The sequence below is a fragment of the Mesorhizobium loti genome (assembly GCA_014189435.1).
Taxonomy (GTDB): domain Bacteria; phylum Pseudomonadota; class Alphaproteobacteria; order Rhizobiales; family Rhizobiaceae; genus Mesorhizobium; species Mesorhizobium loti_G.
Genome location: CP050293.1, coordinates 6,083,032 through 6,108,794 on the forward strand (window position 1 = coordinate 6,083,032; position 25,763 = coordinate 6,108,794).

Genomic DNA, 25,763 nt, shown 5'->3' on the forward strand with positions numbered 1-25,763 from the left:
GTCCCTGTTCTAGAGTTTGACTTTTTCTAGAGTCTAACTGGTGCGCCACTGCGCACGCTCTCGTCTGCGGCAAGGCAGACGGCGAGCGATTTGACCGCGTCGTCCATGTGTTTGGTGAGATCGAGATCCTCGCGGATCGCCTTCAGCACAAAGGCCTGTTCGAGGTCGCAGAGGTCTTGGTGGCCCGGTTCGCCTGCCATCGACAGCATTTCGTCCGATTTGACGAACTTGCCGTCCGCACCGGTCGCGGCGCTGTGCAGGCGGATGGTCGAGGTCTTGGTGTGGGTGTCGATGTCGTCGGACTTGACGCCCTCCTTCATGACGATCGACACGCAGCCCTTCGGCGAGATCACGTCCTTCACGAAGAAGGCCGTTTCCGAAATCATTGGTCCCCAGCCGGCTTCGTACCAGCCGACGGAACCGTCATCGAACAGCACCTGCAGGTGGCCGTAATTGTACATCGAGGGCGCCACCTCCTCGGTCAGCCGCACGCCCATGCCACGCACTTCCACAGGCTTCGCATCGGTGATCTGCAGCATGACGTCGAGGTAGTGCACGCCGCAATCGACGATCGGCGACGTCGTCTGCATCAACTGCTTGTGCGTCTCCCAGGTATGGCCCGAGGATTGCTGGTTGAGGTTCATGCGGAAGACGTAGGGGCCGCCGAGCTTGCGCGCCTCGGCGATCAGCCTGATCCAGGACGGATGATGACGCAGGATGTAGCCGATCACCAGCTTCTTGCCATTGGCCTTGGCCGCCGCGACGACGCGTTTGGCGTCGGCCACGGTCGTTGCCAGCGGCTTTTCGACGAAGACATGGCAGCCGGCCTCGAACGCCTTCACCGCATAGTCGGCATGGCTGTCGGAATAGGTGGCGATGCAGGCGACATCGGGCTTTTCCTCACGCAATGCGTCGTCGAAGGAACGCTTGATGCCATAGCCCGACAGCCCTTCCGGCAACGGCACGTCGGAGCGGTTGATGAGCGCTGCGATCTCGAAGCCCGGATTGGTGTGGTAGGCCAGCGCATGGCTGCGGCCCATATTGCCGAGGCCGGCGACGACGACGCGCAGGGGTGTTTCAGTACTCACTTAGCGACTCCAGATATCCGAATTGCTCTCGCCGAGGTCGCAGCACCCCACCCGGCGCTTCGCGCCGACCTCCCCATCGAGGGGAGGTAGGACGTTGGCGCGAACACCCTCACTGTCAAAGAAGCTTCTCCGAAAGGTGTCCCTTGGCGGTCGTGAATGAAGCGGCGCCCTTCTACCTCCCCTTGATGGGGAGGTCGGCGCGAAGCGCCGGGTGGGGTGCTGGCTCCAGCGGAAAATTGCATATCTCCGCTCACTTGACGGCTCCCGACGTAATGCCGCGGATCAGCTGCCGCGAGAAGATGACGTAGAGGATCAGCACCGGCATGATCGCCAGCGACAGCGCGGCCAGGATGGCGTTCCAGTTGGTGACGAACTGGCCGAGGAACAGCTGCGCGCCGAGCGTCACCGTCTTGGTTTCTTCCGACGGCGCCAGGATCAGCGGGAACCACAGATCGTTCCAGATCGGGATCATGGTGAAGACGGCAACGGTTGCCATCGATGGCCTGACCAGCGGCAGCACCAGCCGGAAGAAGATGGTGTATTCAGACAGGCCGTCGATGCGGCCGGCATTCTTCAGATCGTCGGACACCTGCTTCATGAATTCCGACAGGATGAAGACGGCAAGCGGCAGACCCTGCGCGGTGTAGACCAGGATCAGCGCCGTCAGCGTGTTGACCAGTCCGCTCGCCACCATCAATTGCAGGATGGCGACGGTGCCGAGGCGGATCGGGATCATGATGCCGAGCGCCAGATAGAGCCCCATCAGCGAATTGCCGCGAAAGCGATATTCCGACAGTGCGAAGGCGGCCATGGCGCCGAACAAGAGCACGAAGAACAGCGAGGCGACGGTGACGACGAGGCTGTTCTGGAAATAGTGGATGAAATCGCCCTGGCCGATCACCGTCGTGTAGCCGATCAGGTCGAAGGTTTTTGGCGTCGGCGGCGTTAGCGGCGCGCCGAAGATGCCGGCACGTGACTTGAACGAATTCATGATGACGAGGATCACCGGAAACAGCGCAATCGCCGTGTAGGTCAACAGGATCGCGTGGGCGCCGATGGTGCGGGGCAGGGAACGGGTGGCGATGCTCATCTCTTGCCCCTCAGAACTGGTAGCGACGCAGGCGCGTCTGCACGAGGAAGAGGTAGACGCAGACGCCGCCAAGGATGATCAGGAACATCATCGTGGCGATCGCCGCGCCCATGTTGGGATCGCCGACCTGCAGCTGGAAGCCGAAGAAGGCGCGGTAGAGGAAGGTGCCGAGAATGTCGGTCGAATAGTTCGGCCCGGCAAGCGCCCCTTGCGCGGTGTAGATCAGGTCGAAGGCGTTGAAATTGCCGACGAAGGTGAGGATCGAGATGATGCCGATCGACGGCAGGATCAGCGGCAGCTTGATCTTCCAGAATTGCGACAGGCCGGTGATGCCATCGCATTCGGCGGCCTCGATCACCTCTTCGGGGATCGACAGCAGGGCGGCATAGATAAGCATCATCGGGATGCCGACGAACTGCCACACCGAGATCAGGCTGAGCGCGGTCAGCGCATATTCTTCCTTGCCGAGCCATGGCGTGAACAGGCTTTTCAGGCCGACGAGATCCATCAGATGCGGCGCCACGCCCCAGAGCGGCGACAGGATCAGCTTCCAGGCAAAGCCGACGATAACGAAGGACAGGATGGTCGGCACGAAGATCGCCGTGCGGTAGAAGGCCGCGAATCTCAGTCTTGGGCTGGACAGCAGGGCCGCCAGCATGACGCCGATCGGGTTCTGCACCAGCATGTGGATGATGAAGAACCAGGTGTTGTTCCTGAGCGCGTTCCAGAAACCCACCGACCAGTTGGGGTCGCCGAACAGGGTGAGGAAGTTTTCCAGCCCGACGAAGACCTGGTGCTGCTCGATATTGCGGAACAGCGACAGCTGCAGCGTGCCGGCGAGCGGCAGGATCATGATTGCCGTGTAGACGAGCACGGCCGGCGCCAGGAAGATGCCGATGTGCCAGCGGAACGGTCTTTTCGGTCTGATATCTGCGGCCATGAGTTCGGTCCCCGCCGTTCAGGTCTCGGCAAATGCCTTCGACGGCAGCGCTGCCCCTCACCCTTACCCTCTCCCCGTGAAGGACGGGGAGAGGGGGTCGCCAGCGTTGCGACAAGTCCCTTCTCCCCGTCACTATACGGGGAGAAGGTGCCGGCAGGCGGATGAGGGGCGGCGCTGTCGTTCGCAGTCGATGCTATCGAAAAACGCAGGGCCGTCCACATGGAACGACCCAGCGCTCAGCCTGAGCCCTTACTTGGCCGGCTTGTACCAGCTGTCGAGACCGGTCTGCAGCTTCTTGGCCGCCGCTTCCGGCGTATCGGTGCCGTTGATGACGTTGGCCGATTCAACCCAGGTCTCGTTTTCGAGGTTCGGCGTGCCGCGCGACAGGATCTGGTAGGTCGAGCGGATCGTCGACTTGCACTTGCCGCGCCAGGAGACGAATTCCTGCGCCAGCGGGTCCGCCATCTTCACCGGCGAGGAGTTCAGGCTGAAGAAGCCCGGCAGCGCGTTGGCGTAGATGGTGGCGAAGTCCGGCGAGGCGACCCAGGACAGGAAGGTCTTGGCCGCATCGGCGTTCTTCGAAGCCGCATTCAGGCCCATGCCGATATCGGTATGGTCGGAGATGTAGCAGGTGTCGCCGGCCTTCTCGACCGGCGGCGGGAAGGCGCCCATCTTGAACTGGGCCTGGGTGTTGAACAGGCCGATTTCCCACGAGCCGGCCGGATAGATGGCGGCGCGGCCGAGCGTGAACAGGTTCTGGCTGTCCGGATAGGTCTGGGCTTCAAACCCGTCGCCGAGATACGGCTTCCACTTGGCCAGTTCCTCATACGGCGCGACCCAGTCCTTGTCGGTCAGCTTCTGATCGCCCTTGATCAGCGCTGCGCGGCCGTCCTCGCCCTTCCAGTAGTTCGGGCCGATGTTCTGGTAGCCCATGGTCGCGGCTTCCCAGAGATCCTTGGTGCCCATCGCCATCGGGATGTAGGTGCCGTCGGCCTTGATCTTGTCGAGCGCGGCGAAGAACTCGTCGCGGGTCTCCGGCACCTTGATGCCGAGCTTGTCGAAGGCGTCCTTGTTGTAGATGAAGCCATGGATGACCGATGCCATCGGCACGCAGAAGCTCGCCTTGCCGTCGTCGGTCTGCCAGGCGGACTTGGCCACCGGCGAGAAGTTCTCCATGCCGGGCAGCGCCGAGAGGTCGGCAAGGTTGCCCTTCTTGAACAGTTCAAGCGACTTGTCGAACGGGCGGCAGGTGATCAGGTCGCCCGCCGAGCCGGCGGCGAGCTTGGCGCCGAGGGCGGCGTCAAATTCGGTCGGCGCCGTGGGGGCGAACACCACCTTGATGCCCGGGTTCTTGGCTTCGAAAGCCGGGATCAGCTTGTCCTTCCAGATGGCAAGATCGTCGGTACGCCAGCTTTCGATGTTGAGCGTTACGTCGTCGGCATAAGCCACCCCGGCGGAGCCGAGAATGCTGGTGCCCAGAAGCAGTGCCGTCAGTAGTTTCGTTGTCATGCTCAGTCTCCCTGTTGACCTTTTTCAGGTTCGGTTTTGATGAGAACGGAGGCAGTGCGCCCCTTGCTCCCCTCGCAAGCCCGTTTCACCCCGATGGAGATCGGGATGAAACAGGCTCTATTTCTTTGTTCGAGCATGATCTTTTCCGAAAAGCGATTTCCACTTTTCGGGATCATGCTCCAGCGCGGAAAGGGCCGGCCGCAGCTTCTGGCCGGCCTCTTCCAGTATCTTCTGCGCCGCATCGGCGCTGTCGGCGCCGGCGGCAAGCAGAATGGCGGTCTTGACCGCGCCGCCGCTCTTTTCGAGCAGGCGGGCCGCTTCGTCCGTGCCGCGTCCGCTGACGGCGGCGACGATGCGCGCCGCGCGGTCGCGCAGCTTGATGTTGTCGGCCGTCAAATTGACCATGTAGCCATCATGGACATGGCCGAGATGGACAGCGGTCAGCGTCGACAGCATGTTGAGCGCGATCTTCTGGGCGGTGCCGGCGCCCATGCGCGTCGAGCCGGCAATCAGCTCCGGCGGCGTTTCGAGCAGGATGGCGATTTCGGCCTGGCGCAGCAGAGCCGAGTCCCTGTTGTTGGCGATGCCGATGGTGGCAGCACCACGGCGAGCAGCTTCCTCGATGGCCCGCACCGCATAGGGCGTCGTGCCGCTGGCCGAAATGGCGATCAGGCAGTCGCCCTTGCCGAGACCGGCCTTGGCGACCGCGGCCGCGGCCTCGTCGGTGTCGTCTTCCGGCCCGCCGGCCAGTGTGCGGAAGGCGTCGTCGCCGCCGGCGATCAGGATGGCGATGCGGTCGCGGTGAATGCCGAAGGTGCCGGGCAATTCCAGCGCGTCGGCCAGCGCCATCAGGCCGGAACTGCCGGCCGCCGCGTAGGCAAGCTTGCCGCCGCTCTTCAGCCTGTCCGCGATGATCTCGGCCGCCCTGGCAATGGATGGAATGGCTTGGCGCACGACCTTCGCCGCTTCGATCTGCGCATCGGCCAAATAGGAAAGGATGGCGTCCGGGGCCTGGATATCCAGCCCCTCGGCATTCTGGTGAAGCGCTTCGGTGCGCGTTTCGGCCATCCCGGTTCCTCCAATACCAGAACAATACCAAAAAAATACCACTTGTCCACACGCATTAACGAATTCGCGGCTGGGAAAACACTGAGCCGACGAAATGCATAGGTTTTTCAATAAAATACGCCTTAATCTTTTTGAAACGGAAATTAACTCTTGGCTATTGGTATTTTATTGGTATTATCCGGGCGGAGGAGAAATCACGTGAATTTCGTGCTCGGAATCGATGGCGGCGGCACCAGCTGCAGGGCCGCCCTGGCAACAGCGGATGGTGCAGTCATTGGCCGCGCCAAGAGCGGCGCCGCCAACATCCGCACCGACCTGACCGGCGCCCGCTCGAACATCGTCGAGGCCGCCAGGCAGGCGTTCATCGCCGCCGGGCAGGATCCAGGACTGATCCCGCAAACACCGGCCATTCTCGGCCTTGCCGGCGCCAATGTCGGCACCTACCGGCAGCAGCTCGAAGCGATCCTGCCGTTCAGCATCAGCCGCGTCGAGACCGACGCCGAAATCGCGCTGGAAGGCGCTGTCGGCTCGGGCGACGGCGCCATGGCGATCCTCGGCACCGGCACCGCCTACATGGCGCGCAAGAACGGCAAGTCGCGCGCCATCGGCGGCTGGGGTTTCCAGGTCGGCGACCAGGGCAGCGGCGCCCGCATCGGCCGCGACCTGCTCGAACAGACACTGCTTGCCTATGACGGCGTCCGCGCGGGTTCGCCGCTGACGCAGAGCATGCTGGCCGTCTTCCGCAACAATCCGGAGGACGTGGTCGAATTCACCACCAATGCCAAGCCCGGCGATTTCGGCGGCTTCGCACCCAAGGTGTTCGAGCATGCCGAGAAAGGCGACAGCGTCGCCAACTGGATCCTCGACAGGGTGGTCGCCGACGTCGAAGCCTCGCTCGGCGCGCTCGACCTCGCGGACGACGCGCCGCTGTGCCTGCTCGGCGGGCTGGCGCCGCTTTACGCGCCGCGCCTGTCTGCCCGCTACCGGGCGCTGCTGAAGCCGCCCCTCGACGACGCACTGGGCGGCGCCGTGCAGATGGCGGTCCGCCTTTTCGCCGGACAGGCGGAGGCGGCTCGATGAGCGAGGCCGCCGACCAGATTTTCGCCACGCTGAAACATCAGGCGCAAAGCGGCGCGCCGCTCTATGTGCAGCTTCGCAAGAGCATCGAGGACGCGGTCAATCGCGGCCTGATCGGGCCGGGCGACGCGCTGCCCTCCGAGCGCGACATCGCCACCAAGGCCGACATTTCACGGGTCACCGTGCGCAAGGCGGTGCAGGACCTGGTCAAGGGCGGCATCCTGGTCCAGCGCCACGGCTCCGGCACCTTCGTGGCGCCGCGCATGGAGCGCGTGGAGCAGTCGCTGTCGCGGCTGACGTCGTTTACCGAGGACATGGCGCGGCGCGGCATGGCGGTGCGTTCGGCATGGCTCGACCGCGGCCTTTACGCGCCCTCACCCGACGAGATGATGGTGCTCGGCCTGTCGTCGAGCGAATTGGTGGCGCGCGTGGCGCGCCTGCGCATTGCCAACGACACGCCGCTGGCGATCGAACGCGCCTCGCTGTCGGCCAGCGTGCTGCCCGATCCGGCTGATATAGGCTCCTCGCTCTATGCGGCGCTGGAGTTGACCGGCAACCGGCCGGTGCGGGCGGTGCAGCGCATCTCCGCCGCCAACCTCGGCGACAGCGACGCGCGCCTGCTCGAGGTGCCGCCAGGCATCGCCGGCTTGCACATCGAACGCATTTCCTATCTGGCGAGCGGCAAGGTGATCGAATTCACCCGCTCCATCTACCGGGGCGACGCCTATGATTTCGTCGCCGAACTGCGGCTGACAGGGCCGAGCGAAGAGGGCCGACCATGACGACAGAAACGACCCATATGCGGCGCGAGATCGAGGAGATCCCGCAGGCCGTCGCCCGCCTCCTCGACGGCTCCGGCACCGTGCTGGCCGAAGCCGGGCGCGGCATCCGCGAACGCGATCCGCAGTTTGTCGTCACCGTGGCGCGCGGCTCGTCCGACCATGCCGCCACCTTCATGAAATATGCCGTCGAGCTGACCGCCGGCCTGGCCGTCGCATCGGTCGGACCGTCCATCGCCTCGATCTATGGCCGCAAGCTCAGGCTCGCCGGCTCGGCCTGCCTGGCGATCTCGCAGTCGGGCAAGAGCCCCGACATCGTCGCCATGGCCGAAACCGCGCGGGCCGGTGGCGCGCTGACCATCGCCATCACCAACACCGCCGATTCGCCGCTGGCGCGGGCCTCGGACTATGCGATCGATATCCTGGCCGGCCCCGAGCGCAGCGTGGCGGCAACCAAGACCTTCATCAATTCCGCTGTCGCCGGTCTCGCTTTGATGGCGCATGCCACCGGCGACGATGCGCTGCTGGCGGCACTGGCCCAATTGCCGGAGCATTTCCGCAAGGCGATCGCCTGCGACTGGATGAGCGTTCTGTCCGAGACGATCGAGAAGCAGAAGTCGCTGTTCATCCTCGGCCGCGGACCGTCGGCGGCGATGGCCAACGAAGCGGCGCTCAAATTCAAGGAGACCTGCGGCATGCATGCCGAGGCCTACAGCGCCGCCGAGGTCATGCATGGCCCGCTGGCATTGATCGGACCCGATTTTCCGGTGCTGGCGCTGGCCGCGCGCGACGCCTCCGAACCGTCCATCACTGAGGCCGCCGACAGCCTGGCGGCCAAGGGCGCGCCGGTTTTCGTCACCTCGGCACTTGCCCAGCGCGCCGTGCGCCTGCCGCATGTCGCCACCGGCCATCCGCTGACCGATCCGCTGACGCTGATCGTCTCCTTCTACATGTTCGTCGAGGCCTTCGCCCGCCATCGCGGCCTCGATCCGGACACGCCGCGCTATCTTCGCAAGGTGACGGAGACCGTATGAGCGACCGTTTTGCCCTGACTGGCGCCCGGATTTTCGACGGCGACGACTGGCATGAAGGCCACGCGCTGGTCGTGCGCGACGGCCTCGTCGAGGCTATTTTGCCCACCAGTGCCATCCCCTCGGATATCCGCGTCGTCGACACCGGCGGCGGCGTGCTGGCGCCGGGCTTCGTCGACCTGCAGGTCAATGGCGGTGGCGGCGTCATGCTCAACGACCACCCCGATGTCGCCTCGATCGAAACCATCTGCAAGGCGCATGCGCCCTTCGGCACGACGGCGCTGCTCGTGACGCTGATCACCGACACGCCCGGCGTCACCGCCGCCGCCGTCGCCGCTGGCGAAGCAGCGGCGCTGCGGAAGGTGCCGGGCTTCCTCGGCCTGCATCTCGAAGGTCCGCATCTGTCGATCGCCCGCAAGGGCGCGCATGATCCGGCGCTGATCCGGCCGATGACGGACGCCGACCAGGCGATGCTGATCGCGGCGCGGCAAAAACTTCCGGTGCTGCTCACCACCGTCGCGCCGGAATCCGTCGAACCGGCGCGCGTCGCGGCACTCGCCAAGGCTGGCGTCATCGTCAGTCTTGGCCATTCCGACACCGGCTACGCCACCGCCAGCACCTTCGCCGAAGCCGGCGCGAGCCTGGTCACCCATCTGTTCAACGCAATGAGCCAGATCGGCAATCGCGAGCCTGGTCTGGCGGGCGCGGCCATCGACATCGGCACCTTGTCGGCCGGTCTTATCGCCGACGGCATCCATGTCGATCCGGCCACCATCAAGATCGCGCTGCGCGCCAAGCAAGGTCCGGGCAAGATCGTGCTGGTCAGCGACGCCATGGCGACAATCGGCACCGATATGACCTCGTTCACGCTGAACGGCCGCACCATCTACCGCAAGGATGGCAGCCTGCGGCTTGCCGACGGAACGCTGGCGGGCGCCGATCTCGACATGATCTCGGCTGTTCGATACATCCATCGGGTTGTCGGGCTGGACCTGTCGGAAGCGTTGCGCATGGCCTCGCTCTATCCGGCGCAAGCGATAGGACAATCGCATCGACACGGGCGATTCGCCAACGGCACGGCGGCGGATATCGTTTCGCTGTCGGATAATCTCGACATGAAGAGCGTCTGGATCGGTGGCGAAAAGGTCTTCGAGGCTGGCGCGCCAGTCTGACGGACTGACCGCACACCCCCAGCTTCAGGACGTGTACAGGCCCTTGTAGGTGTCGCGCAGCAGGTTCTTCTGCACCTTGCCCATGGTGTTGCGCGGCAGCTCGTCGACGAAGATCACCCGCTTCGGATGCTTGTATTTCGCCACGCGTTCAGCGATGGCGCCGAGAATTTCGGCCCCGGTGATCTGCGATGATGGCGCCCGCACCACGACAGCGGTGACGCCTTCGCCAAAATCCGGATGGGCAACGCCGATGACGGCGCTTTCGCTAACCCCGTCGAGCGCGTCGATCTCGCTTTCGAGCTCCTTCGGATAGATGTTGTAGCCGCCGGAAATGATCAGGTCCTTGCCGCGGCCGACGATGTGGACGTAACCGTCGGCGTCGATGATGCCGAGATCGCCCGTGATGAAGAAGCCGTCGGGGCGGAATTCCGCTTTGGTCTTCTCCGGCATGCGCCAATAGCCGCCGAAGACGTTGGGGCCTTTGACCTCGATCATGCCGACCGCGCCTTGGGCAAGCGCTGCACCGCTGTCGGGATCGGCGATGCGAAGCGTGACGCCGGGCAAGGGGAAGCCGACCGTACCGGCGCGCCGCTCGCCCTCATAGGGGTTCGAGGTGTTCATGTTGGTCTCGGTCATGCCGTAGCGTTCGAGGATCGCGTGGCCGGTGCGCTCGCGCCAGGCCTTGTGTGTCTCGGCCAGCAGCGGCGCCGAACCGGAAATGAACACACGGATGGTTTTCGCCGCCTCGCGGTCCAGACCATCCTGCTGCAACAGGCGCACGTAGAAGGTGGGCACGCCCATCAGGGCCGTGGCGCGCGGCAGCAGCGAGACGATGCGGGCCGGATCGAATTTCTGCTCGAACAGCATCGAGGCGCCAGCCATCAGGATGACGTTGGTGGCGACGAACAGGCCGTGCGTGTGGAAGATCGGCAATGCGTGGATCAGCACATCGTCTCCGGTGAAGCGCCAGTGCTCGACCAGCACCCGCGCGTTGGAGGCAAGGTTCTCGTGGCTGAGCATGGCGCCTTTGGAGCGGCCGGTGGTTCCCGATGTGTAGAGGATCGCCGCCAGGTCATCCGGCCCGCGCGCCACGTCATGAAAATCCGCCGGCAGCCGCGAAGACTGATCGGTCAGCGATCCCTCGCCGTCGCGGCCGAGCGTGACGGTGGCGGCGCCCGATTTTCCCGCCAACGCTGCGATGTCGGCTGCCCTTGCCGGATCGCAAACGACCAGGCGTGGCGCTGCGTCGCTGAAGAAGTACTCCAGTTCGGCCAGCGTGTAGGCGGTGTTGAGCGGCAGGAAGACGGCGCCGGCACGCACGCAGGCGAGATAGAGCAGGACCGCCTCGGGACTCTTCTCGACCTGAACGGCGACCCGGTCGCCGGGTTCGACATCCAACTGCAAGAGCGCATGCGCCAGCTGCGCCGAGCGCGCCAGCATATCGCCATAGGTGAGCGAGCCGCCATCATCGGTTTCCATCAGCAGGCGCCCTGGCGCCGGCATCCGGGACCGGAACGCATCGAACAGATGATTGCTCATGAAGACTTCCCTGGGGTGGCGGAACGGCAGGCCTTGCGCATGCGCCTGGAGCGGCATGCCTTGGCTGCGAAGAGTTCGCGGTTCTTGGCCGCGCCGTCAAGACCACAGACAACGGTTCACGCCGGCCGTGCCAATGCCACAGGCTGCCAGCAACGGGGCGTAAAAGACCGCGGGAAAACGACCGCTATCGCCGGGCGCGTTCGGCCTTGCCGGCCATCGCCTTTGCAACTTCGTCCTGCTCGAAGCGTTCCATGCACATGGCGGCGGTCAGCTGGTAGTGGTTGATCAGTGCCTCGACCGCACCATCGGCATTGCCGTCCAGGGCACATTCGGCGATCAGGCGATGTTCGCCGAAATCGTCGCGCTGGACGCCTTCGCCATCATTGGCCATTTGCCGGTAGCGATAGGCGTGATCGGAAAGCTGGTCGCAGAACCCCACCAACCATTGCGACCGGCAGGCCGAAATCAGCACCCTGTGGAAGATGCGATGCAGCCGCTCCCAATCGGGATTGAGCGAGAAGAGATTTTGCGGCGAAAGACGTGACGCGCGCCCCAGGCGATGCAGCGCCAGGACGAGCTGTTCCTCCCATTCGGCGGTGCGGTGGGCGATGGATTCGCGAAGCGCTCGCTCCTCCAGCCAGCAGCGGGTACGTGTCAGCTCCTCGAGTTCCGACGCGCTGACCGGCATGATGAAGAAGCCACGCTGGTCGTGCCGGCCGAGAAGCCCTTCCGAAGCGAGGCGATTGAGAGCCTCGCGGACAGGGGAAGCGCCAGCCCCATATTTGGAGACCACCCATTCGACCCGCAGCTTGCTCTCGGCTTCAAGAACACCACCGAGAAGGTCGTCACGCAATTGCTGATAGACCGTGCTGGCAAGCGTGCTCTTGGGTCCTGCGGCGGCGTCGTTCAGATTGGCAGCTCCGTATGTCACAGCGACTCCTTCTCCCAAAAGCTTGTCCTGGGCAATTCGAGTCCGACAGCATTCGCCTTTTCGTACTTGTACCATATAACGCGTGCCGTCGCGCGCTCAAGCAGAAGATCACGCTATTGTACTTTAGCACAAAGGAATATGCGGCATTTCGGAGATCAATGCTGTAATTCCGCGCATTCCCACAACCTGCGGAAACTTAACATGTTTTGTATGCACGCAGGAGAATCTGTTCTTCCTGTTCTTTTGTATGTGCGTGAGACCACCTGTTCTGTTGCGCGCACAAGCGGCGAACAGTGAAGCCCAATCAGGCCGCCGCTGCTTCCGGGGTGCAATGCCATCGAGGATCGAAACCCAGAAGACGCGATGCGCCGTGAGTTAGCCGGCTGCGTTGTCGGCTGCCGTTCTGATCGCCTGGATGTTTTGCCGGTAGGCTTCGACACTGCCGCCTTTGAAAATGGCGGCGCCAGCCACCAGCACGTCGGCGCCGGCAGCGGTGACCAGCGGCGCCGTTTCGGCTGAAACACCGCCGTCGATCTCGATGCGGATCGGCCGGGAGCCAATCAGCGCCTTGACCCGCTTCACCTTGTCGACAACAGCCGGAATGAAGGCCTGGCCGCCAAAGCCCGGATTGACGGTCATGATCAGGATCAGGTCGAGCCGGTCGAGCACATATTCGACCACGCTTTCAGGCGTTGCCGGATTGAGCGACACTCCGGCCTTCTTGCCAAGGTTCCTGATGGTCTGCAGCGAGCGGTCGAGATGCGGCCCGGCCTCGGCATGCACGGTCAAGCCGTCGCAGCCGGCCTCGGCGAAAGCGGCCAGATAGGGGTCGGCGGGGGCAATCATCAGATGGCAGTCGAAGAAGGCCTTGGTGCGGTTGCGGATCGCCTTGATCACCGGCGGGCCAAAGGTGATGTTGGGGACAAAGTGCCCGTCCATCACATCGAGATGTATCCAGTCGGCGCCGGCCGCCGCCACCGCTTCGACCTCATCGCCGAGCCTGGAAAAATCCGATGCCAGCACCGATGGTGCGATCAAGGTTTTTCTGCTCATGGGTGCGGCCTTTCCGAGCGCCCTTTTCATACCAGTCACTCTGGATCGACTGCCTAATGCGCTCCGGCCGACTTGTCGAGTGCGCGGGCGCGATCGCTGCACGGGCCGGGTGGCGTTGTGGCGTCTCCGATCGTGTTGCAGCCAATTTCCGCTTGCCCCGGAGCCATAAGAAAAACCCGCCGGATTGCTCCGGCGGGTTTCTGGTCTGGCGTCGAGCAGATGGCTACTGCTGCTGGAGTTTCAGGATTCTGTTTGGTACCGGATCGTCCTGCTGCTGCTCGACCTGCGGCCTGCGCCGTGGCAACAGCTGCTGCAGGACGTTCGGGTTCAGCAGGCCCGGGTTGAGCTCCAGAGTCGGTTGCCCGCGGACCGGCCGGCAGTTCGGATACCGCCCGATCGTGCCTTCCGGGCAGCGCCGCCTGATGATCGGCTGGCACTGGCCATTGATCATCTGCGAGCCCGGTGCGCATTCCACCTCCTGCCTGGGCTTGCGGCATGCACCGTCGATCACCTCAGTCCCACGCGGACAGACACATTCGCCGCGCTTGTTGTGGACCTGGCCGCGTATGTCGCACTGCTCCTGCACCGGCTGCTTGCGCCGGCAGGCATTGCCCTGCACCTCGGTACCCCTCGGGCAGACGCAATCGCCGTTGGCGTTGTGGACCTGGCCACGGATGGTGCATTGCTCAGGCTTCGGCTGGATCGGGCGGCACGCTCCGTTTCTGACCTCGGTCCCTCTTGGGCAGACGCAGTCTCCATTCGCGTCGTGGATCTGACCACGGATGGTGCACTGCTCAGGCTTCGGCCGGACCGGACGGCAGGCGCCGTTTCTGACCTCGGTCCCTCTTGGGCAGACGCAGTCTCCATTCGCGTCGTGGATCTGACCTCGGATCGTGCACTGCTCGGGCTTCGGCCGGATCGGACGGCAGGCATTGTCCCTGACTTCCGTACCCCTGGGACAGATGCAATCGCCATCCGAATTGTGGACCTGGCCACGGATCGTGCACTGCTCGGGCTTGTCGGTCCTGACGCATTTGCCGTTCTCAAGCCCGGTTCCGCGTGGGCAGACGCAGCGTCCGTCCTCGGTGCGGATCTGGCCTTCGAGCAGCACGCAGCGCTTCGGCGGCGGCGGCGTTGGCAGAATATTTGTACCACCGCCGGTGCACTGGCCGTTGCGGAAGGTGGTGCCTTCCGGGCAGACGCAGCGGCCGGCGTCGTTCATGACGAAGCCTTGCGAACATTCCTTCTTCGTCTCCTGGCTGATGGTGAAGGGATGGCAAGCATAGGCCTTGCCGCGATCGCCCTGCACATTGGTCTGGTCACCGCCGAGCACGTCGCCGCCGCCTTGCACCCGTGTGTCGGGAGAGAGCACGCCGACGCAGTTCTGGCCGCTGACGTTGCCCTGCAGATTGGCCAGGCGGCCGTCGTCGGGAATGACCACGGTGACATGGTGCACCTGGCTTTCGCCTGCGCCGAGCGTCAGGTTGGCAATGCAGGACGCAGGCAAGGTTGCCGGTTCCGGCGAGCAGCCGAAGGGCGGATCGATCGACGTGATCGCAACGCCTTCCAGCCTGCCGAGACCCTCCACGCCGATCGCATCACCGATACGGACCGGTCCCGAGAAGGGGGTCGTCCCATCATTGGTGATGGTGATCTCGAACGAGCAGGGTTGGCCGAGCTTGCATTCGCGGTCACCGGTCTTTTCGACACGGATGGTCGAAGAGCCGCCGCCCTTGGCGCAGGCCTGGCCAAAGGGATAGACGATGTCGTCGCCGGGCGCCGGACCATACGAACCGCGCGCGCAGTTCTCGAACGCGCCATTCGCCGAAACCGTCACGTCGAAGTGGCGGCTGGTTCCAGGTGTCATCACGGCACCCGGAATCTGGCACGACAGCGCATTGGCCGGAACCGGTCCGCACGCCCATTCCGCGCCGTCGGGGGTGACGGTCTGGATCTGGACGGGCGCGCCGCCGGCCACCAGCGTGGCGGCATCGTTGACCCGCACCGGACCGGTGGGGGCAGCGGTGCCAAGGCTGATGACGGTGATGCGGCAAGAGATGACCGCTGCACCGGCGAGCGAGCCGTTGCACACCTTGGTGATGCGCAGGGTTGGCTTGCCGCCATTGGGATGACGGAAGCGTTCCTTGGCGCAGGCCTTGTTGTTGGTGAGGTCGTTTTCACCAGGGATGGGCTTCACCGCGGCGCAGTTCTCCACCGTGTCCGACTGGTAGCCGGCCGGCATGACCGCCTTGACGACGATCGGTGTCGAGCCGCCCGGAGGCAGCGAGATCCCCGCATTGTCGCAGCGGAACTGGCCGGGGCCGTTCGGTCCGCATGTCCAGGGCGGGCTCGGGCCGAAGGTCGAGGAGGACGGCGCGCCGCCCGGATAGGTGTCGATCACCGTCAGCGGCCCGTTATAGGTCGACGTGCCATTGTTGATGATGTCGATCACGAAGTAGCAGATGCCGTCGGCCGTGCAGACCGGGATACGGGCACGCTTCTTCAGGATCAGGTCGACCTTCTTTTCGACCGGCGGCTGGCAGTCGCGGTCACGGTCGCCGCGCCGGCAGATCGGGATCGAGGCACAGCCGCGATCGTTCGACTGGCTGCCGAAAAGCGGCTTGCCGCTGGCCCCATAATTATAGGTGGCGCAGTTGCGCAAGACGCTGCCTTGCCAGCCTCCAGCCGGCTTGAAGCCGAGCTTGAGGTCGACGGAGGCGCCCGGATTGAGCGTGGTCACCGGATAGGTGCAAATCATCGGGGTGGTGCCGGGTACGCAGACCCAGGGCGGATTGGGCCCTGAATCGAGCGTCGATCCGGCCGGCAGCGTCACCTCGTCGAGCACGATCTTGCCGTGGTAGGCACCGGTGCCGACATTGGTGACCCTGATGGTGAAGTCGCAGCCGCCACCCATCGTGCAACGCGTCACGTCGGCGCGTTTCTCGACCTTGAGGTCCGGCTCCTTGTCCTTGGGCGGGCACCTCTGGTCACGCGGGATGACGATGTCGATCGTCTGCGTGCAGCACAGGCCCCAGCCTTCCTTCGGACCGGCATAGGTTTCGATGCCGGTGACGATGAGGTGGATGACGTCACCGGGCGAGGCGCCGACGATCTTCCAGTTGAGCACACCGCCGCCCGCCGGCACCAATTGGGTGTCGGGGATGATGGTGATGCCGGGCGTGGACGTCGACACCTGCACCCACTTGCCGCCCATCTCCGGGCCGACCGGCATGTGGTAGATGAAGGCGCCGCCGCCAGGCACGCAGTCGACCGTGCCGCGTTCCACCTTGAAGCATTCCTTGCCGGGAGGTGGTGGTGGCGGGTTGCACTTGGTGATGTCGATCTTGATCGAGGTCTTCACCCCGGTCTTGAAGTCGCCGTCGTCGGGCCTGCCCGGATCCTGCGACGGGATGATGGTCCCCGTGCCCGGTCCGGCCGTCACCTTGATCATGCCCTGGTTGTCGACGATCGTCGGCGCGGGAAATGCCGCATGATCGATCTTGGCCGTGATCCGAAAGTTGATGACGCGCTCGTTGGGAGCGCCGACGCCGTCGAGATCGGAAGTGGAGATGCGGAAATCGGAAACCGTGGCCGTATCGTTCGGATTTGCCGACGTGCTGATCGTCGCCCCCGGCAGCGGTCCGCCGGACGCATCCGTGCCGTCGCCGGACACATTGACGTTGACGATCTCAAGGCCGTGCGGAAGCTGGTCCTTGAAGTCGACCCGGACCTTCTTCAGCCTGGCCTCGAGGCTTGGGTCGGCAAGGCCCTGCGGATCGCCGCGCAAGCCGAAGCTCAGCGAATAGACGACGTAGTCGCAGCCTCGTTGAGTGCCTTTCTTGGTGAAGAAGGGTACGACCCGGTCGGGCCTCGGAGTGATGACGCGCGAACTGTCGAGGTCGAGCTTCAGCTCCGGGGTGATCGGGGCAGTGTCTTCCGCGAAGCCTTGCACCGGGGTGAACATGGCGACCGCGATACCGGCCGCCATCAGCCAGCGCGCGCCGCGCCTGGCGTATGACAGGGGTTTCATGATCGTCTCCATGACGGTTGGCTTGTTGCTCGTTGCGAGTGGGGAGAGTGCGAGATTTTTCATCTTCCCCTCCTCAACGTTCGCAGCTGACGGCTGGGGTTCTGAGCGGCAAAGTCATCTTGCAGCAAGGGTAGTAGCCACCCTTGTCCTTGTCGGACTGCCTGTAGAAGCAGAGCCCGACATCGACTGTGTCGCCCGGATAATGGCCGGTGATGTCGATCGTGTAGGGCTTGCCGGGCGCATGCGACTGCCGGGTGGTTACCCCGACGCCTGGCGTCCTGGACTGGGCCTTGATCGAATCGCCGCCGAAGCCGGCATGATCATGGAGATAGAGATCGGCCTCGAGGCCGGAAGGCGTGCAGTAGTACTGGACGTCCTCGACATCGATACACGGAGGCAGGTTGCCGGGCGGTGGGAAGTCCGGCGGGTAGAAGGGGGGCAGATAGCCGCCCGGGATTTCTTCATAGTAGCCGGCGCGGCCCTCGCAGGGGTGCCAGACGGCGACGTCGCCGACATGTCCCTCGACCTCCGGGTCTTCGAAATAGCCGTCGAAGTCGACGAACCACGAGCCGAAGGGCGGCACGTTGGCCGGCTTGACCAGCTCTTTCGGCGTGATCTGCACGCCATGCACGGCCAGCGGCCCGCCGGCGGCGAGCTGTTCGGCCAGAGCCGGATTGTCGCGCAGCTTGTCGCCGGTGTTGACTAGGGTCTGCGTGCAGACCGAGGTGTCGAGATTGCCATCAGCATCATAGCCATATTGCAGATCAAGACCGCCGGCCGACTGCCTGTTGCCTTGCGGGAAGCCGACCGCATATTCCTGCGGCACTTCGACCCAGACCGATTCCGTTTCCGGATCGTCCGGGTTCTCTCTGAAGTAGCGGATGACCTCGCCCTTGCCGGAATCGGCGAACTGGCTGTAATCATAGCGGTTTTCGACCGGACCGCGCTGGGCCAGGTACATGAAGCCGCTGTTGTCGAAGGCGATGTCGGTGACGGCATAGTCCTTGTCGGCCTTGACCGTCAGTTCCCAACGCGGGTCGCCGGCAAAGGTGCCGTCGCGGGCAATGCCCACCGACCAGATTTCCGACTTTTCGCCGACCGAATAATAAAGCCGGCCACCATGATAGGAGACGCCCCATACGCGGCGCTCGTCCTGCGTGTAGCCCCAGCTGTCTGGGTCTTCGCTGTCGAAGGCAGCACCCTGTATGTCCATGACCGACCCGTCGTCGGCGACGGGATCGAGCCCATGCGCCGGGCGGCCGGCCACGCCATGGTCGAAGCTGTCGATCAGCCTGCCGTCGGCATCGATGCGATGGATCAGGCCGGTGTCGAGGTCGGACGCAAAGAACTGGCGGTGGCTGGCATCGAAGGTCAGATTGCCGATGCCGGGACCGCTGTTGGTGTCGATGTCGGCGAATTTGGAGACCTGGCCGGTGATGCCGTCGATCTTCCAGATGGTGCCCGGCCCACCACCGTTTTCGGTGCCGAACTGGCCATCCATGAAGGTGGCGCCTGATGTGCCGCGGCGCTGCCGCTCGGGGCGACCGTCATCGTCGGCGTCCGGCGTGACGATGCGGATGCCGTGCAGCGAGGTGGCGCCTGCATAGAGATTGGGAATGCCTGATGGAACGCCGTCGCGCACGCCGTCGTCATAGGTCACGCCGAACACCTGGCCGATCTGCTCTGCCGTCACCTCGAAAGGCGGCGGCGTGAAAACGAGCTGGCCGGCGGCCGGTCCACCCAGGTGTGAAACGTCGAACACGCGCAAGGTGGCGCGCGTGGGGTCGATGAAGGTTTCGTCGACCGGATCGACGCCGGGCGGCAAGCCCTCATCGAAATTGGGAATGATGGTGCCGGAAAATCCGGTCACCGCCATCGAGCCGGGATAGATGATCTGGGTTTCCTGCGCCTGCGCGGCGCCACCCAGCCACAGGCCGGCGGCGAGCGCCAGCGCCAGCAATGCGCCGCCAGCATGCGCGGCACGATGCAGACGACCATGAAGAGACGATAGGAACGAGCCGCGGATGCGAGACATGACACTCCCCCGTAATCGACGGGAGAAACGTCCAGTCTGGCCGCGCAAATCAGGGCAAGGCGCGGCGTTCCGGCTCGTTCTTCCCTGATCGAATTGTCTGCTTTCCTCAAAGTCACGATACGCCTGCTCTTACGCAGGGTCAACGGAATCAGCGGAAAGCCCAGCGCATCGACCCCGTCCCGAAGGCGGTGGTCGCGCCGAGCTCCTGTTGTTCCCGGAGACCGCGGAGTCTCTGGGTTATTGGTCATGGGGGGCTTCCTTTCCGGGCCGCACCATGCGGCACCTGGACATCAGTCGCAGGCGGAGGTGGAAAGGTTCATGGAAGCCTTGCGCAGAATGCTTGCGCGCGATGCCGCCTGTTCTTATATACGCGCCAAGCCGTTCGGCGCCGGTATGCCGGTTGCCGGAACGGAATTTCTTGTGAACAGGGGCTTTCGTTGGAACGCCTGTACGGGTCCTGAGAGCCTGCTTAGCGGAGAGACTAGAAAAATGGCAAAAGTAATCGGTATCGATCTCGGCACCACCAACTCCTGTATCGCCATCATGGATGGCAAGGAGCCGAAGGTGATCGAGAATGCGGAAGGCGCGCGCACGACGCCTTCCATCGTCGCCATCAGCGGCGACGACGAACGTCTCGTCGGCCAGCCGGCCAAGCGCCAGGCGGTCACCAATCCTGAAAACACCATCTTCGCGGTCAAGCGCCTGATCGGCCGCCGCTATGACGATCCGGTGACGGAGAAGGACAAGAAGCTTGTCCCCTACAAGATCGTCAAGGGCGACAATGGCGATGCCTGGGTCGAGGCCGGCGGCAGGAAGCAGTCGCCCTCGCAGATCTCGGCCATGATCCTGCAGAAGATGAAGGAGACGGCGGAAGCCTATCTCGGCGAGAAGGTCGAGAAGGCGGTCATCACCGTTCCGGCCTATTTCAACGACGCCCAGCGCCAGGCAACCAAGGACGCCGGCAAGATCGCCGGCCTTGAAGTGCTGCGCATCATCAATGAGCCGACGGCTGCGGCGCTTGCCTACGGCCTCGACAAGAAGGAAGGCAAGACCATTGCCGTCTACGACCTTGGCGGCGGCACGTTCGACATTTCGGTGCTCGAAATCGGCGACGGCGTGTTCGAGGTCAAGTCGACCAATGGCGACACCTTCCTCGGCGGCGAGGATTTCGACATGCGCCTGGTCGAATATCTGGCGGCCGAGTTCAAGAAGGAACAGGGTATCGACCTGAAGAACGACAAGCTCGCCCTGCAGCGCCTCAAGGAGGCGGCTGAAAAGGCCAAGATCGAGCTGTCGTCGACCACGCAGACCGAAATCAACCTGCCCTTCATCACCGCCGACGCGACCGGGCCGAAGCACCTGACGCTGAAGCTGACGCGCGCCAAGTTCGAACAGCTGGTCGACGACCTGGTCCAGCGCACGATTGCCCCTTGCAAGGCAGCGCTCAAGGATGCCGGCCTGAAGGCCGGCGAGATCGACGAAGTCGTCCTGGTCGGCGGCATGACCCGCATGCCCAAGATCCAGGAGATCGTGAAGCAGTTCTTCGGCAAAGAGCCGCACAAGGGCGTCAATCCCGATGAGGTCGTCGCTCTCGGCGCCGCCATCCAGGCCGGCGTGCTGCAGGGCGACGTCAAGGACGTGCTGTTGCTCGACGTGACGCCGCTGTCGCTCGGCATCGAGACGCTGGGTGGCGTGTTCACCCGCCTGATCGAACGCAACACGACGATCCCGACCAAGAAGAGCCAGGTGTTCTCGACGGCCGAGGACAGTCAGTCGGCCGTGACCATCCGGGTCTTCCAGGGTGAGCGCGAAATGGCCGCCGACAACAAGGCGCTCGGCCAGTTCGACCTGGTCGGCATCCCGCCGGCGCCGCGTGGCGTGCCGCAGATCGAGGTCACCTTCGACATCGACGCCAACGGTATCGTCAACGTTTCGGCCAAGGACAAGGGCACCGGCAAGGAGCACCAGATCCGCATTCAGGCATCGGGTGGTCTTTCGGACGCCGACATCGAGAAGATGGTCAAGGACGCCGAGGCCAATGCCGAGACCGACAAGAAGCGGCGCGCGCTGGTCGAAGCCCGCAATCAGGCCGAAGCGCTGCTGCATTCCTCGGAGAAGTCGCTGAAGGAATATGGCGACAAGGTTTCGGAAGGCGACCGCACGGCAATTGCCGATGCGATCACCGCGCTGAAGGCCGCGACCGAAGGCGATGACGCGGCCGACATCGAGGCCAAGAGCCAGGCGCTCGCCGAGGCTTCGATGAAGCTTGGCCAGGCCATGTACGAGGCTTCGCAGAAGGAAGCGGCGGAAGCCGATGCCAAGGCGGACGCCGCCAAGGACAGTGACGTGGTCGATGCCGATTTCGAGGAAATCGACGAGGACGACGACAAGAAGAAGTCGGCCTGAACCGTTTGACGGCAAGATAATGCTGAAAGCCCGGCGCAAAGCCGGGCTTTTTTGCAACCCTTTGCGGAAAAACAGCGGACCACGCCGAAAAAATGCGGGCAAACCCGCGCCAACACTGGCATCCCGATCTCATCGCACCTAAATCGGGACAACGTGCCGGCAAACGACGCAACAATGCTTCAAGACGTTGAGCATCCGGACAGCGGGAAAAAATGAAAGCTGATTTCTACGAGACGCTGGGCGTACAAAAAGGCGCCGATGAGAAGGAGCTCAAGAGCGCTTTCCGCAAGCTCGCCATGCAGTTCCATCCCGACCGCAATCCCGGCGATCATTCCTGCGAGCACAAGTTCAAGGAAATCAACGAAGCCTACGAGACGCTGAAGGACCCGCAGAAGCGCGCGGCCTATGACCGCTTCGGCCACGCGGCCTTCGAGCAGGGCGGCATGAATGGCGGCGCGCAAGGCTTTGGCGCCGGCGGCTTCGCCGATATCTTCGAGGATATTTTCGGCGACATGATGGGCGGGCGCCAGCGCCGCTCGTCGGGTGGCCGCGAGCGCGGCGCCGACCTGCGCTATAACATGGAAATCACGCTGGAAGAGGCTTTTGCCGGCAAGACCGCGCAGATCCGCGTGCCGGCGTCGATCTCCTGCTCGGAATGTTCGGGCAGCGGCGCCAAGCCCGGCACCCAGCCCGTCACCTGCTCGATGTGCAACGGCCACGGCAAGGTGCGCGCCACGCAGGGCTTCTTCTCGATCGAGCGGACCTGCCCGCAATGCCAGGGGCGTGGCCAGACGATCAAGGATCCGTGCCCGAAATGCGCCGGCCAGGGCCGCGTCACCGAGGAGCGTTCGCTGTCGGTCAACATCCCGGCCGGCATCGAGGACGGCACCCGCATCCGCCTTGCCAATGAGGGCGAGGCCGGCCTGCGTGGCGGACCGTCGGGCGACCTCTATATTTTCCTGGCGGTCAAGCCGCACGAGTTCTTCCAGCGCGACGGCGCCGATCTCTATTGCAAGGTGCCGATCTCGATGACGACAGCGGCCCTTGGCGGCTCCTTCGAGGTGACGACGCTGGATGGCACCCAGACCAAGGTCAAGGTGACCGAAGGCACCCAGAACGGCCGCCAGTTCCGCCTCAAGGGCAAGGGCATGCCGGTGCTGCGCCAGCCCAATATCGGCGACCTCTACATCCAGACCGCGGTCGAGACGCCGCAGAACCTCACCCGGCGCCAGCGTGAACTGCTGGAGGAGTTCGAACAGCTCTCCTCACAGGACAATTCGCCCCAATCGAGCGGCTTTTTTCGCCCGCATGAAGGATTTCTTCGAATCCTTCGGCGAGCGTTGACGCATGTCGCCCACGGCCAGAAACCGGTTCTGGCCGCGAAAATCCGTAAGACGCGCAGCGCCTTGAGACGCGACGAAAATTATCTTATCCACGACATGCGTCCGGCCGCGCCTTGCCTTGCACCGCTCAGGTGTTAAGTAACTTGCGGGGAGCACTGAGGAGAGCTTGCATGACACGTGGCCCTGGACTGCGGAAGGCGCTTGTCGAAAAGTTCGACGACGAACTCAAATTCTTCAAGGGCTGGATCGACAAGCCGAAGACGGTCGGCTCGATCGTGCCGACCAGTTCGATCACCGCCCGCAAGATGGCTTCGATCGTCAATCCGAAATCCGGCCTGCCGGTGCTCGAGGTCGGCCCCGGCACCGGCGTCATCACCCGCGCCATCCTCGCCCTGGGCGTGCGGCCAGAAAACCTTTACGCGGTCGAATACAACACGGATTTCGTGCGCCATTTGCGGCGGCTTTATCCCGGCGTCAACGTCATCGAGGGCGACGCCTTCAACCTCAACGCCACGCTTGGCGACAAGAGCGGGATGATCTTCGATTCCGTCGTTTCGGGCGTGCCGCTGCTCAACTTTCCGGTCGCCCAGCGCATCGCCTATATCGAGAGCCTGCTCGACCGCATCCCGGCCGGACGGCCGATCGTGCAGCTGACCTATGGCCCGATGTCGCCGATCCCGGCTGGGCGCGGCAACTACACGGTCAAGCATTTCGATTTCATCTTCCGCAACATCCCGCCGACGCAGCTGTGGATCTACCGGCGCGAGGCTCATTGATTTGAGCGGTTCTTGGCTGTACCTGTCCGTGGACAAGGGTGGCCAATGGCAGTGATCCCGAAAATCCTGGTCTTCGCCGGCTCGGTGCGCAGCGGCGCCTACAGCGGCAGGACCGCTGACGTGGCGCAGAAGGAACTTGCCGTGCAGGGCGCCGAGGTGACCCGCATCTCGCTCGCCGACTATCCCTTGCCGATCCTCGACGAGGATCTGGAAAAGGAAAAGGGCGTTCCTGAAAACGCCGTTAAACTCGGCCGTCTCATCGCCACCCATGACGGGCTGCTGATCGCCACGCCGGAGTATAACGGCTCCATCCCGCCACTGCTGAAGAACACGATCGACTGGGTGAGCCGGGTGCGCAGGGATGCTGGCCGGCCGATCAGGCCGCTGGCCGGCAAGGCCGCCGGCCTCTGCTCATCCTCCAACGGCCACTTTGCCGGCATCCGCTGCATCAACCATCTGCGCGCCGTTCTGGTGCGCTGCCAGATGGAGGTGGTGACACCGGAGTGCTCGGTGCCGGAGGGCGGCGACGCCTTCGACGAGGACGGCGATTTCCGCGACGAAAGACTGCACAAATCGATGGAGCACCTATGCCGCACGCTGATCGAAACCTCGCGCATGCTGTCCACCCGGATCGAGGCATGATCGCCGATAGCATGCGCGACCGGCTCATCGTCGGCCTCGACGTGCCGACCGTGAAGCAAGCCGAGCAGGCGGTGCGCGAGCTCGACGGCGTCGTCTCCTTCTACAAGATCGGTTACCAACTGGCCTTCGCCGGCGGGCTCGACTTCGCCCGAGAACTCGCCAGCGGCGGGACAAAAATCTTCCTAGACATGAAGCTGCTCGACATCGACCACACGGTGGCCAAGGGCGTCGAGAACATCGTCAAGATGGGCATGACCATGCTGACCATCCACGCCTATCCAAAGGCGATGCGGGCGGCGGTGGAAGCAGCGCGCGGCAGTGACCTTTGCCTGCTTGCGGTCAGTGTGCTGACCTCGATGGACGAGCAGGACATGATCGACGCGGGCTATGAATATGACCCGCACACACTGGTGCTGCGGCGCTCGGAACAGGCACTGCATGCCGGCATGGGCGGCATCGTCTGCTCGGCCGAGGAAGCGGAAGCGGTACGCCGCATCGCCGGGCCCGACCTGGCAGTGGTCACACCGGGCATCCGGCCCACGGGCAGCGACCATGGCGACCAGAAGCGCGTGGTGACGCCGGGCCAAGCGATCCGCAACGGCTCCAGCCACCTCGTCGTCGGCCGGCCGATCGTCGCGGCGGCCAACAAACGGGAAGCGGCCGAAGCCATCCTCAACGAGATGCGCTCGGCCTGAGGTTTTCTAAAAACAAAGTTCGGAGACAAGACATGCCCAAGGGATACTGGATCGCCCGCGTCGATGTGCGCGACGCTGAAGGCTACAAGGACTATGTCGCTGCTGCCAAGCCTGCCTTCGAGCGCTTCGGCGCGAAATTCCTGGCGCGCGGCGGCGAGCATGAAAAGGCCGAAGGACCCGGCCGCGCACGCAATGTCATCATCGAGTTCGAATCGCTCGCCGCGGCACATGATTGTTATCACTCGCCGGAATACCAGCGCGCGGTCGCCATCCGCCAGAAAGTCGCTGACGGCGAGATCGTTCTGGTCGAGGGCGCCTGAGGTCCTTTAATTCCGAAAGCGTATCCGGTTCGCCGGAAATCATGCTGCGCTTCGAGCGAAGCCCCGCAGGCTCACTTCCCGTATCTTCGCCCCCGCCTTCCGTGGCGACCTGCCAAGCAGCAGGCGCCAGCAGCAGAGCCGTGCCGACACACGGCTGGTCGAGCAGTCCACTGCCAGCCCGAATAGCCTTCGCTTGAGCCATTGCAGCGCGTGGGGGCTGCTGGTTGACATGCAGGTAT

19 protein-coding genes and 1 pseudogene are annotated in these 25,763 nt (G+C 64.0%); 10 read left to right on the top strand and 10 right to left on the bottom strand.

Going from position 1 to position 25,763, the window contains the following annotated elements; translation table 11 throughout:
- Nucleotides 1-26: 26 nt before the first annotated feature.
- The 5 genes from HB777_29120 to HB777_29140 all read right to left on the bottom strand — a co-directional run bounded on the left by HB777_29120 (nt 27) and on the right by HB777_29140 (nt 5,695).
- The gene (locus HB777_29120; GenBank protein ID QND67598.1) at nt 27-1,088 is read right to left on the bottom strand and encodes a Gfo/Idh/MocA family oxidoreductase; all 1,062 of its coding nucleotides are present in this window, start codon (nt 1,086-1,088) and stop codon (nt 27-29) included.
- 250 nt (nt 1,089-1,338) lie between these two features.
- Entirely contained in the window at nt 1,339-2,178 is an 840-nt protein-coding gene (locus tag HB777_29125) for a carbohydrate ABC transporter permease (GenBank protein QND67599.1), read from the bottom strand.
- 10 nt (nt 2,179-2,188) lie between these two features.
- Nucleotides 2,189-3,118, bottom strand: coding sequence for a sugar ABC transporter permease (locus tag HB777_29130; GenBank protein QND67600.1), 930 nt, complete (start codon nt 3,116-3,118; stop codon nt 2,189-2,191).
- A gap of 249 nt (nt 3,119-3,367) precedes the next feature.
- Nucleotides 3,368-4,627: a carbohydrate ABC transporter substrate-binding protein gene (locus tag HB777_29135; protein QND67601.1), complete on the bottom strand. Its 1,260-nt coding sequence runs from the start codon at nt 4,625-4,627 to the stop codon at nt 3,368-3,370.
- Nucleotides 4,628-4,744: 117 nt separating this feature from the next.
- Complete coding sequence (locus HB777_29140; GenBank protein ID QND67602.1) at nt 4,745-5,695, bottom strand: N-acetylmuramic acid 6-phosphate etherase; 951 nt, start codon at nt 5,693-5,695, stop codon at nt 4,745-4,747.
- Nucleotides 5,696-5,893: 198 nt separating this feature from the next.
- Between HB777_29140 and HB777_29145 the strand changes: the two genes are divergently transcribed.
- The 4 genes from HB777_29145 to nagA are packed head-to-tail and all read left to right on the top strand — an operon-like array spanning nt 5,894 to nt 9,754.
- Nucleotides 5,894-6,775, top strand: coding sequence for an N-acetylglucosamine kinase (locus HB777_29145; GenBank protein QND67603.1), 882 nt, complete (start codon nt 5,894-5,896; stop codon nt 6,773-6,775).
- Entirely contained in the window at nt 6,772-7,554 is a 783-nt protein-coding gene (locus HB777_29150) for a GntR family transcriptional regulator (protein QND67604.1), read from the top strand. Before HB777_29145 ends, HB777_29150 begins: the two co-directional genes overlap by 4 nt.
- Nucleotides 7,551-8,585: an SIS domain-containing protein gene (locus HB777_29155; protein QND67605.1), complete on the top strand. Its 1,035-nt coding sequence runs from the start codon at nt 7,551-7,553 to the stop codon at nt 8,583-8,585. The genes HB777_29150 and HB777_29155 overlap by 4 nt, the downstream gene beginning before the upstream one ends.
- Nucleotides 8,582-9,754, top strand: a complete 1,173-nt coding sequence (gene nagA, locus HB777_29160; protein QND67606.1) for an N-acetylglucosamine-6-phosphate deacetylase — start codon at nt 8,582-8,584, stop codon at nt 9,752-9,754. Before HB777_29155 ends, nagA begins: the two co-directional genes overlap by 4 nt.
- 24 nt (nt 9,755-9,778) lie before the next feature.
- On the opposite strand, the gene HB777_29165 is transcribed toward nagA, so the two are convergent.
- From HB777_29165 to HB777_29185, 5 genes are all read right to left on the bottom strand, one after another.
- On the bottom strand, nt 9,779-11,293 hold the full coding sequence (locus tag HB777_29165; GenBank protein ID QND68944.1) for a malonyl-CoA synthase: 1,515 nt from the start codon (nt 11,291-11,293) through the stop codon (nt 9,779-9,781).
- 184 nt (nt 11,294-11,477) lie between these two features.
- Nucleotides 11,478-12,224 (bottom strand): GntR family transcriptional regulator, encoded by a 747-nt coding sequence (locus tag HB777_29170; protein ID QND67607.1) that lies wholly within the window; start codon nt 12,222-12,224, stop codon nt 11,478-11,480.
- Between the two features lie 375 nt (nt 12,225-12,599).
- Nucleotides 12,600-13,277: a ribulose-phosphate 3-epimerase gene (locus HB777_29175; GenBank protein QND67608.1), complete on the bottom strand. Its 678-nt coding sequence runs from the start codon at nt 13,275-13,277 to the stop codon at nt 12,600-12,602.
- Between the two features lie 223 nt (nt 13,278-13,500).
- Nucleotides 13,501-17,370: a hypothetical protein gene (locus tag HB777_29180; GenBank protein ID QND67609.1), complete on the bottom strand. Its 3,870-nt coding sequence runs from the start codon at nt 17,368-17,370 to the stop codon at nt 13,501-13,503.
- Nucleotides 17,371-17,380: 10 nt separating this feature from the next.
- Nucleotides 17,381-19,342, bottom strand: coding sequence for a hypothetical protein (locus tag HB777_29185; GenBank protein QND67610.1), 1,962 nt, complete (start codon nt 19,340-19,342; stop codon nt 17,381-17,383).
- Between the two features lie 489 nt (nt 19,343-19,831).
- Between HB777_29185 and dnaK the strand changes: the two genes are divergently transcribed.
- The 6 genes and pseudogenes from dnaK to HB777_29215 all read left to right on the top strand — a co-directional run bounded on the left by dnaK (nt 19,832) and on the right by HB777_29215 (nt 25,524).
- Nucleotides 19,832-21,748, top strand: coding sequence for a molecular chaperone DnaK (dnaK, locus tag HB777_29190; GenBank protein QND67611.1), 1,917 nt, complete (start codon nt 19,832-19,834; stop codon nt 21,746-21,748).
- A 212-nt stretch (nt 21,749-21,960) separates the two neighbouring features.
- Nucleotides 21,961-23,092: pseudogene (gene dnaJ / locus HB777_29195) on the top strand (molecular chaperone DnaJ).
- 169 nt (nt 23,093-23,261) lie between these two features.
- A complete protein-coding gene (locus tag HB777_29200) occupies nt 23,262-23,867 on the top strand; it encodes an SAM-dependent methyltransferase (protein ID QND67612.1) in 606 nt (201 codons plus the stop codon).
- A gap of 45 nt (nt 23,868-23,912) precedes the next feature.
- Nucleotides 23,913-24,509 (top strand): NAD(P)H-dependent oxidoreductase, encoded by a 597-nt coding sequence (locus HB777_29205; GenBank protein ID QND67613.1) that lies wholly within the window; start codon nt 23,913-23,915, stop codon nt 24,507-24,509.
- A complete protein-coding gene (gene pyrF, locus HB777_29210) occupies nt 24,506-25,204 on the top strand; it encodes an orotidine-5'-phosphate decarboxylase (protein ID QND67614.1) in 699 nt (232 codons plus the stop codon). Before HB777_29205 ends, pyrF begins: the two co-directional genes overlap by 4 nt.
- A 32-nt stretch (nt 25,205-25,236) precedes the next feature.
- Nucleotides 25,237-25,524: a DUF1330 domain-containing protein gene (locus HB777_29215; protein ID QND67615.1), complete on the top strand. Its 288-nt coding sequence runs from the start codon at nt 25,237-25,239 to the stop codon at nt 25,522-25,524.
- Nucleotides 25,525-25,763: the final 239 nt, after the last annotated feature.